Genomic DNA, 16398 nt, shown 5'->3' with positions numbered 1-16398 from the left:
ATAACATTTGGCCGAAGTTATGGCCAATTCCCAAGTTTTCTTATTGTTCGTTAACCTTAACGGCGTCTTAAGATTTCGCAGGTAGCCTGTGCTGGTACGTAAGAAGTCTGGACATCACGCATGGCGGCCACAAAAATGTTTGGGAACCTGTTTTTAAGCATTGGCGCAATGAAAGCGGGGACCACATGGCTTTATTCTGTGCTGGCCCGCCATCCGGAACTGCATTTTGCGATGGAAAAGGAAATTCACTACTTCAATCATCGCTATGTGGACGACTCGCTTCTAAGCGAGGAACGCCGCCTGTCTGAAGCACGAGAGAGGTATTTGTGGCGGTTTGATCCGCAAAAGGCCAACATCGATGCGATCCGCCAGAACCTGCATTGGGTTGCCGCATATCTTGACCGGCCGGTCGACGATTTCTGGTATCGCAACCTGTTTCAACTGCGCAAATTTCAAACCTATGCGTGTGATTTTTCCAACCTGAATGCCCATCTTCCAGCTGAGGTTTGGCCAAAGATTGCGTCGAAATGTGACACCTTGCGCGTGCTTTATACCATGCGCGATCCGGTGAAACGGCTTTGGAGCCATACCAAATTCCATCTGCAAGTGACGGGCGAACTAGACAAGTTGAACACGTGGTCAAAGTCTGAATTTGAGGCCTTCATCCGCCAGCCGCATATTTGGGACAACGGGGAGTACGGCGCGGTATTACGGCGGTTGTCACAGGGGTTGGATCAGGTGCAATATAAAGCGATCTTTTATGAAGACTTGCACGATAATCAGCGCGGAATTTTGCATGATATTGAAGGGTTCTTAGGCATCACGTCGTTTGACTATCCGCAAGCGGAACTGGACAGACGAGTCACCGAAAGCAAAAAGCATAAGATGCCTGATTTCTTCCCTGAATTGGTTGCAGGAGACGTCGCGCGCATCCGACGTGAGGTTGAAGCGCAAGGATACGTTTTGCCGTTATCGTGGGGTTAAAGCAGTGCTTTGCACAGCATACGTGCCGCTTTGTCATGTAGGGCGGGCGTCGCGTAATAAACATTTAGGGCGCGCAGTTTGTCTGGTCGGTTCGGGAACTTCTGGGTATCGAAAACCCGCTCAACCATATGGCTATGGTCGTTTATCAAAATTTGAACCGGTTCTGGGTTCAGGACACATTTAATAACCTCAAACCCCATGTCGGGCAGCTTTGAAACCATTTCACCAGTGACCATGTGGGGAAACTGCCCAATCGCTGAACGGGAGTAATCAAGGTTGTCGTTAGGCGCTTCATTGGACAGCCACAGGAAGACCTTGCGGCCTGAAATCTGGTCTGCAAGTTCTCGATGTTGTTCAAGCCATTTGTCTTGCACGGCTTTGCGTTGGGCCAGCAATGCATCCTCGCCGTAATCGGTTTTCACTATTCGATATGCTTCTTCCGCCATATAACTTTCGCTTTTGCAGGGGCCGGTTTGGAACTCAAGGACACCATTGTTGCGCGCCGTTTTGAATACGCCTGCGCTGACGGATCGTGCGGACATGCTTTGCACAACCACGGTGTCGGACGTGGCCAGAAGTGCCATGAGTTCGGGGCGCTTTAGGTAAAACTCGGCCCCGGCACCGGAAAACCCGAGGTTCGCAACAGGGCGTTCAAGAAAACGCCCGACTTGCTGCGGGAAAGGGTGCTTTACGAAGCGCCCAAAGGTTTGCGCGGCGCCGATGAAGCTAATGCGATTTGCGGCGTCTAACTCACATTGGGGTCCGCGCAGTGCGAGGTTGGGAAGGCCTGCGTCAAACCAGATATCATAGTCAAACGCGTTGCGGTCCGTCTTTTGATAGCCAAGCCCCATGTCAGCCCCCCTTCAAAGCGCGAGCGCGGTTAGCGCGTCGAGTTTTTCGATGTCGGTCATTTTCTTTGGGTTCAGCGCAATCAACGCCCGTTGCGCCACCGCGAACTTTACGGATGGCAAATGTTGGTACGTTTCAATCAACTGCTCCACCGCCGTTGCGCGATCGGTCTTCTTAACCCCCCCGTGCGAACTCGCAAACTTTGGATCAGCAGCGCCGACAATCGTTTCATCAGGCATGAGGGCTTTTTGATGCGGTTCGAGCGAAACCGGTATAAGCGCCATAAGTCGCGCAATCTCGGTTTCCGGCGCGGCACAAAAGCGATCATAGCTTGCAATCCGGAAATGAAACCGCCGTGCGTTTTCGCAAATCAGCCGGATCGCCGCGCGCTGCCGTGTAAAAAAATGTGCAACATTATCCTCGGTGATTTCGGTGAGCTTCTTTTCTTCCCAATGTTCACGGGAGGCCTCGACTTGAGACAAGAAGGCCTCAAACGGACACCGTAGGATTAGGACCAGACCGGTGTAGATGCCATTTTGCTGAGCGTTCTGGGCAAGCCCCAATGATAATTCAACATTGCGCAAACGGGTCGTCGTTTCCTTCATTGCCAGATTGGGCGTTTTGGCGAAATCTAAATCATAGTCGTTTTGAAATGCGGCAAGGTTGGTCGTTTCATATCCGTCTTTGCGCACGCGTTGATACGGTTCATGAATGCCGCAGACAGTGGAGTGCGACATGAACGCATTGCCAATCAAAGTGGTGCCGCTGCGTGGTGCCCCGATCAGCAAGGTTAAGCTGTCGGGCGGAGAAGTGGGGGGATCTGTTTTAGCCATAGTGTTTTATCCGCCTTTCTGCGCAACCAGCAGGTCACGCAAAGTGCGCAAAACCACGAGGTCATCGGAGTTCTTTTCGCGCAGCAATTGGGTCAGTTCTGGCGAAATGGGCGTGTTGTCAGATTTGGACGAATTCGCGCGGGCTGGGCTCCAATTGAAGTTCGGGGCTAATGTGCTTAGCCGTTTGGAAATCAATTTCATTGCCGCATCAAAGTTCGACACAAGGCCGATAACGCCAGACGTATTTATCAAGCGAATGCCATCAAACGCGCGCATGAGTTCGGGTTGATTGCTTGGGCAAAATGCGGCGAGGCGGCCGGTTTGAAAGTTACGGCACTGCCGGTCTTTTGCGCGGGCAAGTCGTGCGCGAACGTAGCCACCAAAATCGTTTTGCTTGGCGAGTTGCGCGCCCCAGCTGTCAGAGGTCTGATTGCGTTCAAATTGATAGGCCGAGCGGATACGTGCAACGGGATCGCGTAGCAGCATAACGGGGATAATTTGAACGCCCTCGATAGACGGAAGCGGCCCGACGATTGTGTGGGATGAGAACGCGCTGGCCGTCGGGTTTTGGGTGATCCACTTCTCGACCGCTGCGGTATTGGACCCGTTACTTGTGTCAAATTCTGCTGTGACCCAACTGTCTGGAAAGTTCCGTTTTAGGATTTGGTCAAGAGAGGTGCCGGCGTTCTTGAACAGATGGTAGTGCAGCATGACGGTGCGTGTGGGGGACGTTGTCGGGTTCATAAAATCAGTCGACGGTGTTGTAGAGATCAGCGGCCTCAAACGCGGATCGCATCTGCGCGCGACCTTGGTTGAATGAAAATGCATCCCACATATAGGCTTGCGCATTGGCCGAAATCGCGTGCCAAAGATCGTCGTCCTCGGTTAGCCGTGCGATTGCGTTTGCCCACTCGGACGGTGTGTTCACGATAAAGCAATCATGGCCATTGCGCAGGCCAATCCCTTCGGCCGCGGTAGGGGACAAAACGCAGGGAATACCATGGGCGAGGGCGCTCAGCACCTTGCCTTTAATTCCGGCGCCAGAGCGCAGTGGGGCGACAAAGATGCGGTGGTTATCATAGGCGTCGCGAATGTTCTCTACGAAGCCAATCGGGTTAACCGCATCGCTGGCCAGCGCTTTGATGTCGTCCGTCATGGCGGCACCATAAATGGACAGATCAACGGGACTGGGCGTTGCATGAATCGCTGCGGGTAAAATGTCGCGGATGAACCACGAAACACCCTCGCCGTTGGGATGGTGGCGAAAGCTGCCAAGGAAAGACAAGCCGCGCCGCTTGCTTAGGGGCGTGCGCATCTCGGGCACATCGACAACCCACGGGCATTTCACAACTTTCGCCGCACCATCCGAGTAAGCCTGAATGACCGAATGTTCGACGTCGTTATACGACAACACCACATCGACATTGTTGATGATCTCCATCTCATCCGTGCGGGTTTGGCGGGCCTTCTCGAGCATGGTTTCGTCGTTTTCGGACTGTGCCGCGCGGATTTCGCGCAGGAAATGCAGGTCAGCGTTATTGAACAACACACGCGCTTCTGGGGCGAGTTTGCGCAGCTGGCTTAATACATCACGGGCCACGTAATAGCGGGTGATGTAGAAGGCATCAAAATCAACAGCGTGCTGCGCGAGGTATTCCGATTGGCTGAGGTAGAAGGGCGCGTAGATCATCTCAACGCCCATCTTTTGTAACTCTTCGGTGTAGCTGCCAAGATGCGCCATGTTGGAGGGAAGAAAGCTAACTTTATAGCCAAGCGACTGCACCAAACGGATTTCCTGCAACGCCGCGTAGGACCCTGCGTCTTGGTCGGGGCGCGGCGTTGAATAGTCGATGAACAATACCCGCCCGACAATCCCACGGTCTTTTTCAAGGTCAGGTGTGCAGCCTTCCTTGCCGAACTTGGCAAAGTCCTTGGCCCAGCGGCGTTTGAATTTCGGGCGGTTCACTTCTTGGTATTTCTTGAAGCCTGTCGTGACGTCTGTGCCAGATGTCATGCCTTCGAAATGATATACGACCGAGGAGGGGACGAACCATGTGCTGTAGCCGGCTTCACGGACCTTAAAGGCGAAATCGGTGTCCTCAAAATACATCGGCTCCATGTAAGATGAGAACCCATCAAGCGCGCGCCACAGATCGGCAGGAACCATCATCGCGGCACCACAAAGGTAGTCCGTTTGGCGGGCATAGCTGAAGCGCGGGTCTTCGGGGTTTTGGCGGTTGCCATAGTTCCACGGGTTGCCAGTTCCCCAAACGATCCCGCCAGCGTCCTGTAATGCGCCGTCCGGATAGAGCAGTTTTGAACCTGCCAGCCCGACATTGTCGAACCGATCAAATGCGTTGAGAAGTTCATCGAGCCAGCCAGATGTGACTTCGACGTCATTGTTCAGCAGCGCGATGAAGTCCCCTTTGGCCTCTGCCGCACCTTGATTGCACGATCGGATGAAGCGTTGGGCGGTGTCGTTGTGCAGCACCGTGATACCGCTGACGATGTCTTCAAGGTGGCGGGTTTCATCGGTTGATGCGTCATCAACTACGATAACTTCAAAGCTGGCATGGTTATGGGCCACCAACAGCGAACACAGCGCGAGGTAGGTCACCTCGACCTTGTTGTGCGCGGGAATTACGACCGTCACTTTGGGTGCATCGGGCTGCGCGAACGTCAGCGGTTTGAGTTTGACGTTGTCATGACCGCCCTCAAGCACCGACATCGCGTAAGCAACCTGCGCCATATCCACCGACGCGTCGGCGTTTTCCATATGGGCCTTCAGGCTTGCGTAGCGGCGCGGCGTTTGTGCAAAGACGGTTGAGGGGAAGGGCGCGGCGGCTTCGCGCTGCAACACGTCGGCAGGCGTGATGATCGCAGGGGCGAGGTGTTGCGTTTCCCAATAGGTGATCGAGCCTGAACGATCCTTGAAGCACAGGTGCCGCGTCGTGCCTGTCAGATACTTGGATGGAAGGCGTACAACGTTATGACTGGTCCCGAAGTTGACCTGTTCAATAGGTTCGCCGTCGATGAGCAACAGCAGTTCTATCGCTTGATCCGATGCAATGACCAGCGTGTGGCCGTAGTCTTCTTTCAGGGTCAAAATTGGGGGCGTGATGTTCAGTAAGATCTGCTCGTTACCGCCGATTGAGAGCCTGATTTCGTCGCCGTTCATAACGTGACATGGGATGTCGCCCTCCATCCAAACCTTGGTGCGTTCTTCACCGGGTTTACCGATGCGGATCGGGTCAACCAAGGACGTTGACGGGATTGACGGGACGCTTACGCGTGTGTCCGCCAAGAAGAAAAACGGTTCAACATCGTGACCATCAGGAACGTACCCTAGGTAATCAACTGCAAGCCAGACTTGCCCAGCATCAAAACCCTCAGGGAGCGGAATGCGTACATGTTGGTAATTCTCACGCGCAATTCCACCCTGAAAGGTGGGGTCAAAACTGATCGAGTGGGACGTCGTGCGTTGGGTTTGTGAGCAGGTGAAATGCACCAAAAGGTTGGCGCGGCCACGATGCTGCGCCAGCCAAGTTTCAAACACCATACCGGCGGTGGTGGCTTCAATGTTTATGGTGCGCTCAATCTCAATCCGGCTGGGCGTGTCGCGATCTGTCATCATCAGTTGCACGGTTTGCGCGCCGGCCAACACCCAGTCCGTCAGATGGTTTACCCAGACCGAGTAGATTTCGCCGGGGGACTTTTCCTTCGGGTCCGACGAAATGGCGGCGGCCAGATGATCTACATCCAACACAATATCTGCGTCCATCGCATAGGTTCGCAGCGGGTTGTTGCTGCTTGGGTTGAGCGGCGCAGTGATTGCGCCAACCGAAACCTCAACCCGCGATTTTGCCTGCACTTCGGACACGGCTGCATAGACGGATCCGTTCACGATTATTGCAGAACTGTCGTCCGGTTTTGCGAGGGGTAAATTAACGCGAGGGATCATCTAGGTTACTTTCTTACAGCCAAGTGCGCGTAATCACGGCACAAAAGAGTTAACGCCCTCTCATTTGCGCGAAGGGAGGTTAATAAACCGTAAAAGGGACATTAATTTTTGGTGGGTTGCAGGCGAGAGATCAGCGCTGAAGAATGTCGCGGTGATAACGGTTGAGCAAAAACAAACCGACCACTAGCAGACCGAGCCCCAAGGCGATTGGATACGCAACGGAGACGTATGTTGGTTGGTAGTATGGGTAGTACCCGTCCCGCATCATGCCCACGATATGAACCAGTGGATTGTACCAGAGGATATCCCGGTAGGGCTGTGGGACGACCTCGAACAAAAAGAACAAACATGACGCCAAGAACAAGGGGCGGTTCAACACAGCCCAAGCGGTCGCCCAGATCGGAAAGGACAGGGTGAGGAAACTGTTCAACGTCCCGACGCCCGCGCTCAGCACGATGATCATCGCATAGGCGGTTAGGATTTTGGGGAAATCGATTGCCGTGTCGGGCGCGCTGAACCAAAGAATGAACCCCAACACGATGCAATGCACGATCAATTGCGTCAGCGTATTCAGCGCCATCCGCGCAATCAGTGCATCTACAAACGTCACGCGCGGGTATTCCAGCAAGGCGCGGCTGTATTGGATCGTTTGGCCCAGCTTCGCTGAAACATCTGAATACATCAGAAACGGGAGCAAACCGGTTGCGTAAAAGAACGCAAAGTCCACGCCAAGAGGCGGCGCGCGAAATCCGATCGAAAAGATGACTGTAAGAAGTGCGATGCCCGCCGCGGGTTCAAGGATCGCCCAAAGGTACCCACCAGGAGATCGCCCATAGGTCGTCGATATTTCGCGCAAGATGAGGGCGATGATAGCACGCGGCGTTGCAAAGGGGGCGCGAAGCCGCCGCAAAGGTGCAGGCGGGGTTTGCGATACCGCGGGGCGCGTGGCGAAACCCATCTGACCCGTCTCCTGAGGTTTAATGCTCGTTAATAACTTTTGGTTAACGCTTCGGTCATAAGTATGAACGCTCATTGATTGAAGAAGTGTTAATGTCGGACAGCAACCAAGACGCACCTGCGAGGGAGGCCCTAAAATCGGCCCCAGAATCAACACCAATACCGCCCACCTTCGGCCCCGCGCGGCGCAAGCGTCGGCATGTGTTTTTGATCCTGTCGCTGATCTGGATCGTGCTCGTCCCGATTGCGGTCAGTGCTTACTATCTTTGGGGAATGGCGGCAGACCAATACGCGTCCAAAATCGCGTTTTCTGTCCGCTCGGAGGAGCAAAGTTCCCCGATTGAACTGCTGGGAGGAATTACTGATCTCTCCGGTTCCAGTTCATCTGATACGGACATTCTGTACGTTTACCTCAACAGCCAAGAGCTTGTGGCGAAGGTTAATGAACAGGTGAATTTAGCGAATATCTGGGGCAAAGTGTCCACCGATCAGGACCCCGTATTTGCCTATGATCCAAGCGGAACCATCGAGGATTTACACCGGCATTGGGACCGGAAAGTCGACATCATTTATGACAGCGGGACCCAGCTGATTGAGATGCGGTTTCTTGCCTTCAACCCCGAAGATGCACGCGCGATTGCGGTCGCTGTTCTCGCGGAAAGCACAGCGATGATTAACAATCTATCCGCCTTAGCACGTGAAGACGCGGTGGGATATGCACGTGAGGATTTAGAGACTTCGCTTGCTCGGCTGAGGACTGCGCGGCAGGCGTTGACGTTGTTTCGCAACCGCACTCAGATCGTTGACCCGACCATTGATACGCAAAACCAGATGGGTGTGCTTGTGACATTGCAACAGCAACTCGCAGATGCCTTGGTCGAGGGGGACCTGCTGCGTGATACCACAAGCGCGGGCGATGCGCGGATTGCGCAGGCCAACCGCCGCGTTGAGGTTATTCAAAACCGGATCGATGCAGAACGACAGAAACTGGGCCTTGGAAATGAAGGCGAGGGCGGCGTGGTGTTCGCCGATTTGGTCGGCGAATACGAGGGGCTGATTGTGGATCGCGAATTCGCGGAAGTGGCCTACACAACTGCGCTCGCCTCCTTTGACGGTGCCCAAGCAGAAGCCCGTCGGCAAAGCCGGTATCTGGCCGCCCATGTTCAGCCGACCTTAGCGCAAAAGGCGCAGTATCCGGAACGTTTGAAATTCATCTTATTGATCGCATTGTTCTGCACGCTGACATGGTGCGTTTTGTGCCTCGTGTTTTACAGCCTTCGCGATCGTAGCTGAGGCGCACTATGATCCAGCTTGACCGTCTCACAAAAAGTTTTGCGACCCGTGGTGGGCGTAAGATGATTGTCAAAGACCTCAACGTTATTTTTCCGACAGGGGCGAGCGTGGCTCTGCTGGGGCGAAACGGCACCGGCAAAAGCACGCTACTGAAACTTATCGCTGGAACGATAAGGCCCGATTTTGGACAGGTGTTGTCAACGGGGACCGTGTCTTATCCGGTCGGCTTTGCGGGTTCGTTTCACGCTGATTTAACCGGCCGCCAAAACGCCCGTTTCGTTGCACGCCTTTATGGTGCTGACACGGATGACCTTGTGCATTTCGTGAAAGACTTTGCTGAACTGGGCGAGCATTTTGACATGCCGTTTCGAACCTATTCCGCGGGCATGCGATCACGGCTGTCTTTTGGTGTCTCGATGGCGATCCCGTTCGATACATATTTGGTGGATGAAGTGACGTCCGTTGGCGACGGCGCGTTTCGCCAGAAAAGCATTCGGATGTTTGATAAACGACGTGAAACCTCTGGCGCGATCGTCGTGAGCCATTCGCCCCCAATGGTGAGGTGTATTTGCGATATGGGGGCGGTGTTAGAAGATGGCGCATTGCATTTTTACAACGACGTTGATGCCGCTTTAACCCATCACGAAGAGACCCTGAAACGTCCCGTGACCACCTGACAGTAAATCAAATGTTAACACTTTTGCCGCATTTGAGAATGTAGACCTATGACACGTTTGCTCGCTCAGATATTCCGACCCACCTTGGTCCAACGCTTCCTCATGGCTGCGCGTCATGAAGGGCTTGGTGTTGCCTTGCGAAAGGCTCGTATCTACGTCGGTATGCTTTGGCGCGGCGAAGGTCGCAGTGCGCTGCAAGCAGGGGGAAAGGACGACGTCGCGCCCGAGGAATACCTGCAAAGCATCTGGCAGCAACTGGCGCAGGGAAGCGCGTTTCATCCCGCGCCCCCACATAAAGGAAACAAACCATTTGTCTCCATCATTGGTGATCTGAATTTGCCGCAGTGCCGCAAGTATCGTGTTGAGCAACTGGCGCAGTTTTGGGAAAGCCAAGGTGTGGCTTGCGACTTCGCGCATTACCAAGACCTGCCGCGCGTCACGCGGCTTTTGACCCGTGCGACCCATGTGATTGAGTACCGCCTCAAATCCTCTCCCGTGACCGATATGATCCGCTATGAGGCCCGACGCCTTGGTTTACCAATTATGTATGATATCGACGATCCGTTGTTCTCGATTTCGGCCTATGAAACCTATGGCAATATGGGCGCGCTTGATCCCGGATTGAAAGCGCATTTCCTGAGTGAAGCGCCGAAGTATTTGGCGATGATGAACGGCGCGGATTTGATCTCTGTTTCCACGCCCAAGCTTGCGGATCACGCGCGTCTGTTTACCAAACGTCCTGTTCATGTCCGTCGCAACTTTGCGGATGAGGCGACCCTAAACGCGGGTGCTTCGGCGATGGAAGGGCGCGAAGCGCAGGACGGTATTTTTCGCGTTGGTTTCGCCAGTGGATCGCAGGGCCACGAAATCGACCTTGCCAGTATTTACGACCCGTTAGAGGCGTTCATGGCCGAGAGTGACAGCCGCCGATTGGTGTTGCTGGGGCATTTCAACCTCGACCTGCTCCCGAAGGGGTTGCGCGAAAAGGCTGAGGTGAAACCGTTCACGACATATGAGGCGTATTTAGGTGAACTTGCGCAAACCGATTGCGCCGTGATGCCGCTGTGTGATGACATGTTTAACCGCTGCAAAAGCGCAGTGCGTTTGATCGATGCCGCATCGGTCGGGGTGCCCTCAATCGTTTCACCCGTTGGGGACCTGCCATCGTTGATTGAACAGGGCAAAACGGGGTTTGTCGCTAAGAACCAATCTGAATGGCTCACGGCGTTGCGACGCTATGAAGGTGCGCGTGAAACCACACGCGCGATTGGTCTCGCGGCACGCAACAACCTCGAGGCTAAATGGGTTGGCGCAGCTAATCCCAATATCATCGACACAGAAATACTGGATTGGATGGTGTCTTGACTAAATGCCATATCCTTTTGGCAAACGTGTTTTTTGCACCCTTCACATACGGGGGCGCGACGGTTGTCGCAGAGGAAGTCGCGAAAGCCTTATTGGCGACAAAAAGCGCCGCGTTCGAATATCAGATCACCGCCGTGTCATTGTGTTGCCACAGCGGGTTGGCCAATTACACGATGGTCAAATCCGAACGGGATGGCATCCAGAACTTTGTTATCAATGTTCCGTCTAACCGCACCTATAAAGAGCTTTATAACAACCCACATGTGACCCGCCTTATCGAGGAACTGATGGATGATCTGCGGCCCGATGTTGTTCACGCCCACTGTATTCAGGACATCGGCGGCGGGGTTCTTAGGGCAGCGCAGGCGCGTGGCATTCCAAGCATTCTAAGCGTGCATGATTTTTGGTGGCTTTGTGAACGGCAATTCATGATTAAGCCTGATAGGACGTACTGCGGACAAAACCCGATCAAGATTGACGCGTGTCGCGGCTGCGTTTCGGATTTTGACGCAGCGCAATCGCGATTTACCTATTTGCAAGACATCTCGCGCATACCAGAGCGTGTGACTTACCCAAGTAAATTTGCCCACGATCTGTACGTATCATCCGGCTTTGCAGCGGGCCGCAGTGTCATTTGGGAAAATGGCGTTCACCTGCCTGAGCCTGATTTTGAAGCAAAGCAAGCGGCCCGCCGAGAACGAGATCCACGGCTAACGTTCGGGTTTGTTGGCGGACCATCCCAAATCAAGGGTTGGCCGCTAATACGTGCTGCGTTCAAATCCTTTGAACGTGATGACTTCCGCGTACTACTGGTAGATGCCTCTGCCGAGGGTGATTGGTGGAAGGGCGAGCGGTTTGATGACCTTCCGGGAGACTGGGAGGTTTACCCACGTTTTGATCAGTCAGAAATGGACGCGTTTTATTCTGAAATTGATGTTTTGTTGTTCATGTCCCAGTGGAAGGAAACGTTCGGGTTGGCGGTGCGTGAAGCATTGGCACGGGGCGTTGGTGTCATTCAAACAGACAGTGGGGGGAGCGTGGAACATGGGGCTTTAAGTCAAAGTGACCTCATTCCAATTGGTGCATCGTCTGACGTGCTGTTAAGCGCCTTGGTCAAAGCGCTTGAACAGCACCCAAAGACCGTAACGCCACGGGCCGTGACAGGGTTTCAAGCGCAAGCGGCGGCATTCGAAAACATCCTTCAAGATGTACTTGAGGGCGCATCATGATGTTGCGCCCAAACGATCTTCACAAAGAACACAGCACCTTTGTTGGTACCGCAGGCAATAGTTCTGCCTGCGTCCATATATTGATGGCAGTGCATCAGGGCGAAAAGTACCTGCCGCAACAATTGTCGAGTTTCACGACGCAAACCTATCCGAACTGGGCCTTATGGGCTGGTATTGATGCGCCCAAAGCAGGCGAGGATCAGAGCCGCGAAATTTTGAATGCCTGCGTTAAGAAACCAGTTGTGCTTGACGGACCAGCGCTTGGTGTGGCCGCGAATTTCATGGCCCTTATGTCCGCCGCTCCAGCTGGAGAGATCTGGGCGCTGGCGGACCAAGATGACGTCTGGTTGCCCGATAAGCTGGCGCGCGCAGTTGAGCAATTGAACAAAATTTCCCCAGATACTCCGGCGCTTTATTGCGCCCGTACCTTGATTGCCGATAATCGCCTTGGTCGAATGCGACTGTCCCCGATGCGCCGTCGCGGTCCCAGTTTTGCAAATGCACTGGTTCAGAATATAGCCAGCGGAAACACGATCGTTTTGAATAGCGCCGCCACGCAGTTGGTGGCTTCGGTTATTGCGGATACGCCCACGCCGGTCATTCACGATTGGTGGCTTTACCAGCTCATCACAGCTGTGGGCGGACAGGTGATTTGTGATGAACAACCCGTTCTGTTGTATCGCCAGCACAGCAACAACGTGCTTGGCGCGAATGACTGTTGGCGTTCGCGATTGCGCCGCGTCAAGCTGATTTGGCAGGGTGTTTGGGCTGGGTGGACGGATCGAAATATCGATTGTTTGACGGCGATCTCAGGCCAAATGACCCCGCAGAACCAACAGCGCTTACGAACATTCACGCAAGCGCGAGAGGCATCTTTGTGGCGAAGATTGTTCCAGTTGCGCCGCTCTGGTATTTATCGTCAAAGGTCGGCCGCTGGCGGTGTTATGTGGCTCGCGGCGTTGTTCGGTCGCCTTTAGGTTTGGACACGTAAGACCGATGCGGATGTTGCGTCTTTCGCAAGGTACACAGCCATCTTCGCACCAGTTCCCAAACGGCCCAAAGACCCCGCATCCCGCAGCAATTGCGCGGGTGTTGATGTTGCACGCATGACTGTTCTTTCAATGGCGTCTTTCGCATCGTTGACCATCACGGATAGGGCCTTTGGCATGTTTAGGTCAGCTCCTGCGAGTGTGCCATCAGCCAGCGTCAAACGGTTCTCACTGCGAAAAATTTCGCGCCCGTTGAGGGTGAAGGACGCGATCTTGGAGTCAACGGTCGACATAGCGTCGGTCACCAAGAACATGCGTTCTGGTTTTGAGGTCAGCGCGATGGAAATAGTTTCGGGGTGAACATGGATGCCATCGGCAATGAGCCCCGCAAAAATTTCAGGGCGTGCGAGCGTCGCGCCAACAAGCCCGGGTTCGCGGCTTCCGAGCTGGCTCATGGCGTTGAACAGGTGGGTGACACAACGCGCGCCAGCATCAAATGCGGCATGGCACGTGTTCGTATCAGCATCGGTGTGGCCCAGGGAAACAACGATACCGGCCTGCGACATTGCTTTGATTTGCGTCAGCGTAACGTTTTCGGGGGCAACGGTGACTATGATGTTGGAAATTCGCGTCGCCGCGTCTAGCAGAACTGACAGGTCATCATCCGTCATTGGCCGGATAAGTGCTGGGTCATGGGCACCTTTGCGAGCCACGCAAAGATGCGGGCCTTCAAGGTGGATGCCGGCAATACCGGGCACTCCTTGCTGAATTGCGTGTTCGACCGCGTCGATTGCGGCTGAGGTTCGGGCAGGGGTGTCGGTGATCAGCGTGGGTAAAATCGCGCCGGTTCCTGTCTGGGCATGGGCCGCGGCAATGGTGCGCAACGTGTCCACAGATTGGTCATCATTGAACATCACGCCGCCACCGCCATTAACCTGCAGGTCGACGAATGCAGGTGTGATTATGCCGCCATCTAGTTTTTCGAGGGGACAATCGTTGGGCAGCGCAGCAACAGGAACAACGTCAAATACCCCGTGCTTTAACAGAGCCAAAGCGTGATCCGCGTGCAGGGTTTCCCCGTCATGTATTGCCGCGCCGATATAGGCTTTGGTGACGGTCGACGGGGTCAGTAGGGTCGGCATGGCGTCGCTCCTCTCGAATGCTCGGCGAATCCTTGTAAGGGATATACCAAACCAAGTGGCGACACATCGACTACATTGTTGTCACGCGCGCCTAGAGGGGGGTGAAGCGGCCATCGTTGAACTCATCCGCTGAACGCACCCAGACTGTGCCGTCCGCATCATCGTAAATTACCACGGCTGAGCGGTCCGCCTCGAGGATCGCAGGCCCAACCACGCGGTACAGCCTGCCTTTGCGGTGACGATGCGTGGCCTTCCATCGTGCGTTGCCTGAGCCATCAGTTAGTCGGCGCAAGAGGGCGGTGACTTTTTTCATAGGGACAAAATAGATCCAGTGACATTGTTGGGCCTATAAGTCGTACACCCTTTGCAGCCTGTATTATAGGCGTCTCGGTAGATGGTTTTGAAGTCGTCAAAAGCAATGTCTTCGGGGCAGTTCACAGTCTTGGAAATCCCGCTGTCGACCCATTTTTGCGCGGCGGCTTGCATCGCGACATGGTCTTGTGGTGTCAGATCGGCAGTGGTGACGAAACTCTCGGGTAGAGGAGTGTCAGGTCCATGCATCTGGCTGAACTGCCACGCTGCGAAATCCATGACCCGTTCACTGGACTTGGTGCCATCCGGATTGGTGACGACGCGGCTGAAAGACGTCGAGAAGATAGGCTCGACACCTGATGAAACGTTTCCGGCAAACATCGATGTCGTGCCCGTCGGGGCAATCGTGGTGAGTGTGCCGTTACGCAGCCCGTGTTTACGCACCAGTTCCTGCACTTCAGGGTCGAGGTTTTGGATATTGGCACCCGACAAATGTGCATCCGCATCATAATGCGGAAATGTGCCGCGCTCTTTCGCGAGGAGGGCTGAGGCTTGATAAGCGGCGTTCTGGATAGTTTGCATCCAGCTTCCAAGCAGGAACACGGCCTTTGCAGACCCATAGCGCGCTCCAAGCATTGCGATCGCATCCGCAACGCCTGTTACACCAATGCCGATACGCCGCTGGTTTTGTGCTTGCTGCCACTGTGCATCAAGTGCGTAGCGCGAGACATCTAGTGTATTGTCGAGCATACGAACGGCGACTCGCACAAGGTTGCGAAGCTCACCCACGTCAAGGCGTGCATCAGGGCTGAAGGGAGCAATGACCAGCTGTGCCAGATTCACAGAGGCGAGTGGACAGGTCCCATAGGGCGGAAGTGGTTGTTCGGCACAAGAGTTCGTCGCCGATATAGTTTCGAGATACCGGAGAGGATTGTGGGCGTTGATGCGATCAATGAACAGCACGCCAGGTTCGGCTGTCGCGTAGGTCTGTTTCATGATCGAGTTCCACAGATCACGTGCCCGCAGGCGGCGCATCACAGTCCCTTCCCAGACCAAGTCCCAAGCATCGTCTTCGGTGACCGCATCCATAAACGCATCAGTCACCATGACCGACAGATTGAAATTGCGAAGGCGTGTGCGATCAGACTTCGCAACGATAAACGCTTCGATGTCGGGGTGGTCACAGCGCATCGTCGCCATCATTGCGCCGCGCCCCATCCCCTTTACGATCATTTTGCAGGTGGTGTCGAAAATATCCATCGCTGCAAGCGGCCCGGCAGCGAGGCAATCCAACCCACGGACATGCGTACCGGTCGGGCGGATGGTTGAGAAATCAAAGCCAATTCCGCCACCCATTTGCATCGTAAGTGCGGCGTCCTTGAGCGTATCCATGATGCCGTCAACACTGTCCGGAATAGTGCGCATAACGAATGTATTTGAGAGCGTCACATTGCGCTTGGTCCCGCAACCAGACAAAATTCGCCCCCCTGGCAGAACTTTGAAATTGCGCATCGCAGCAAGGAACGCGGCGCTCGTCGCGGATTGATCTGATGGCGCTTCGATCTCAGCGAGGCCCCGTGCCACACGTTCCCAGGTGTCCTGCACGGTATCGTCGATAACTTGGCCGGCGGTGGAATATCGATATTTAGTTTGCCAAATACGTTCAGCTATAGGTTGTGAAAAGAAGGATAGAGATGTCTGTTCTTGATTTACATCATACATTGATATTTCCACTTAGGCAGCTTATTTTAAACAAATATTTACTAATATGGTTAATGAAGTGTTATCTGGATATTAATCTTATAGT

14 protein-coding genes are annotated in these 16398 nt (G+C 54.2%); 6 read left to right on the top strand and 8 right to left on the bottom strand.

Annotated elements, in window-relative coordinates; all coding sequences use genetic code 11:
- Nucleotides 1-120 precede the first annotated feature (120 nt).
- Entirely contained in the window at nt 121-984 is an 864-nt protein-coding gene (locus OSB_RS10370) for a sulfotransferase (protein WP_049834932.1), read from the top strand.
- Here OSB_RS10370 and OSB_RS10365 read toward each other — a convergent pair.
- From OSB_RS10365 to OSB_RS10345, 5 genes are all read right to left on the bottom strand, one after another.
- Nucleotides 981-1835 carry a DUF6473 family protein gene (locus tag OSB_RS10365; protein ID WP_049834931.1) on the bottom strand — a complete coding sequence of 285 codons (855 nt, stop codon included), beginning with the start codon at nt 1833-1835 and terminating at the stop codon, nt 981-983. The two genes, OSB_RS10370 and OSB_RS10365, sit on opposite strands and share 4 nt — an antisense overlap.
- 12 nt (nt 1836-1847) lie before the next feature.
- The gene (locus OSB_RS10360) at nt 1848-2666 is read right to left on the bottom strand and encodes a sulfotransferase family protein (RefSeq protein WP_049834930.1); all 819 of its coding nucleotides are present in this window, start codon (nt 2664-2666) and stop codon (nt 1848-1850) included.
- A 6-nt stretch (nt 2667-2672) separates the two neighbouring features.
- Nucleotides 2673-3410: a sulfotransferase family 2 domain-containing protein gene (locus OSB_RS10355; protein ID WP_049834929.1), complete on the bottom strand. Its 738-nt coding sequence runs from the start codon at nt 3408-3410 to the stop codon at nt 2673-2675.
- Nucleotides 3411-3414: 4 nt separating this feature from the next.
- The gene (locus tag OSB_RS10350; RefSeq protein WP_049834928.1) at nt 3415-6627 is read right to left on the bottom strand and encodes a glycosyltransferase; all 3213 of its coding nucleotides are present in this window, start codon (nt 6625-6627) and stop codon (nt 3415-3417) included.
- 130 nt (nt 6628-6757) lie between these two features.
- The gene (locus tag OSB_RS10345) at nt 6758-7585 is read right to left on the bottom strand and encodes an ABC transporter permease (protein ID WP_082166454.1); all 828 of its coding nucleotides are present in this window, start codon (nt 7583-7585) and stop codon (nt 6758-6760) included.
- A gap of 92 nt (nt 7586-7677) precedes the next feature.
- Between OSB_RS10345 and OSB_RS10340 the strand changes: the two genes are divergently transcribed.
- The 5 genes from OSB_RS10340 to OSB_RS10320 are packed head-to-tail and all read left to right on the top strand — an operon-like array spanning nt 7678 to nt 13125.
- The gene (locus OSB_RS10340; protein WP_234967373.1) at nt 7678-8877 is read left to right on the top strand and encodes a KpsE/RkpR family capsule polysaccharide export protein; all 1200 of its coding nucleotides are present in this window, start codon (nt 7678-7680) and stop codon (nt 8875-8877) included.
- An 8-nt stretch (nt 8878-8885) separates the two neighbouring features.
- Complete coding sequence (locus OSB_RS10335; protein WP_049834927.1) at nt 8886-9554, top strand: ABC transporter ATP-binding protein; 669 nt, start codon at nt 8886-8888, stop codon at nt 9552-9554.
- Between the two features lie 48 nt (nt 9555-9602).
- Nucleotides 9603-10919 (top strand): glycosyltransferase, encoded by a 1317-nt coding sequence (locus tag OSB_RS10330; RefSeq protein ID WP_082166453.1) that lies wholly within the window; start codon nt 9603-9605, stop codon nt 10917-10919.
- Nucleotides 10916-12148 carry a glycosyltransferase gene (locus OSB_RS10325; RefSeq protein WP_158454115.1) on the top strand — a complete coding sequence of 411 codons (1233 nt, stop codon included), beginning with the start codon at nt 10916-10918 and terminating at the stop codon, nt 12146-12148. Before OSB_RS10330 ends, OSB_RS10325 begins: the two co-directional genes overlap by 4 nt.
- Nucleotides 12145-13125, top strand: coding sequence for a glycosyltransferase (locus OSB_RS10320; protein WP_049834924.1), 981 nt, complete (start codon nt 12145-12147; stop codon nt 13123-13125). Before OSB_RS10325 ends, OSB_RS10320 begins: the two co-directional genes overlap by 4 nt.
- Here the strand turns inward: OSB_RS10320 and nagA are convergent.
- The 3 genes from nagA to OSB_RS10305 form a co-directional block, all read right to left on the bottom strand.
- The gene (gene nagA / locus OSB_RS10315) at nt 13122-14279 is read right to left on the bottom strand and encodes an N-acetylglucosamine-6-phosphate deacetylase (protein WP_049834923.1); all 1158 of its coding nucleotides are present in this window, start codon (nt 14277-14279) and stop codon (nt 13122-13124) included. The genes OSB_RS10320 and nagA overlap by 4 nt on opposite strands.
- A gap of 91 nt (nt 14280-14370) precedes the next feature.
- Nucleotides 14371-14592, bottom strand: a complete 222-nt coding sequence (locus OSB_RS10310; RefSeq protein ID WP_049834922.1) for a DUF1653 domain-containing protein — start codon at nt 14590-14592, stop codon at nt 14371-14373.
- Entirely contained in the window at nt 14589-16313 is a 1725-nt protein-coding gene (locus OSB_RS10305) for an adenosylcobalamin-dependent ribonucleoside-diphosphate reductase (RefSeq protein WP_074202222.1), read from the bottom strand. Before OSB_RS10305 ends, OSB_RS10310 begins: the two co-directional genes overlap by 4 nt.
- Between the last annotated feature and the right edge of the window lie 85 nt (nt 16314-16398).

The organism is Octadecabacter temperatus (assembly GCF_001187845.1).
Lineage (GTDB): Bacteria > Pseudomonadota > Alphaproteobacteria > Rhodobacterales > Rhodobacteraceae > Octadecabacter > Octadecabacter temperatus.
Note: the sequence above shows the minus strand (reverse complement) of the source record. Positions and strands in the feature narration are given on the sequence as shown.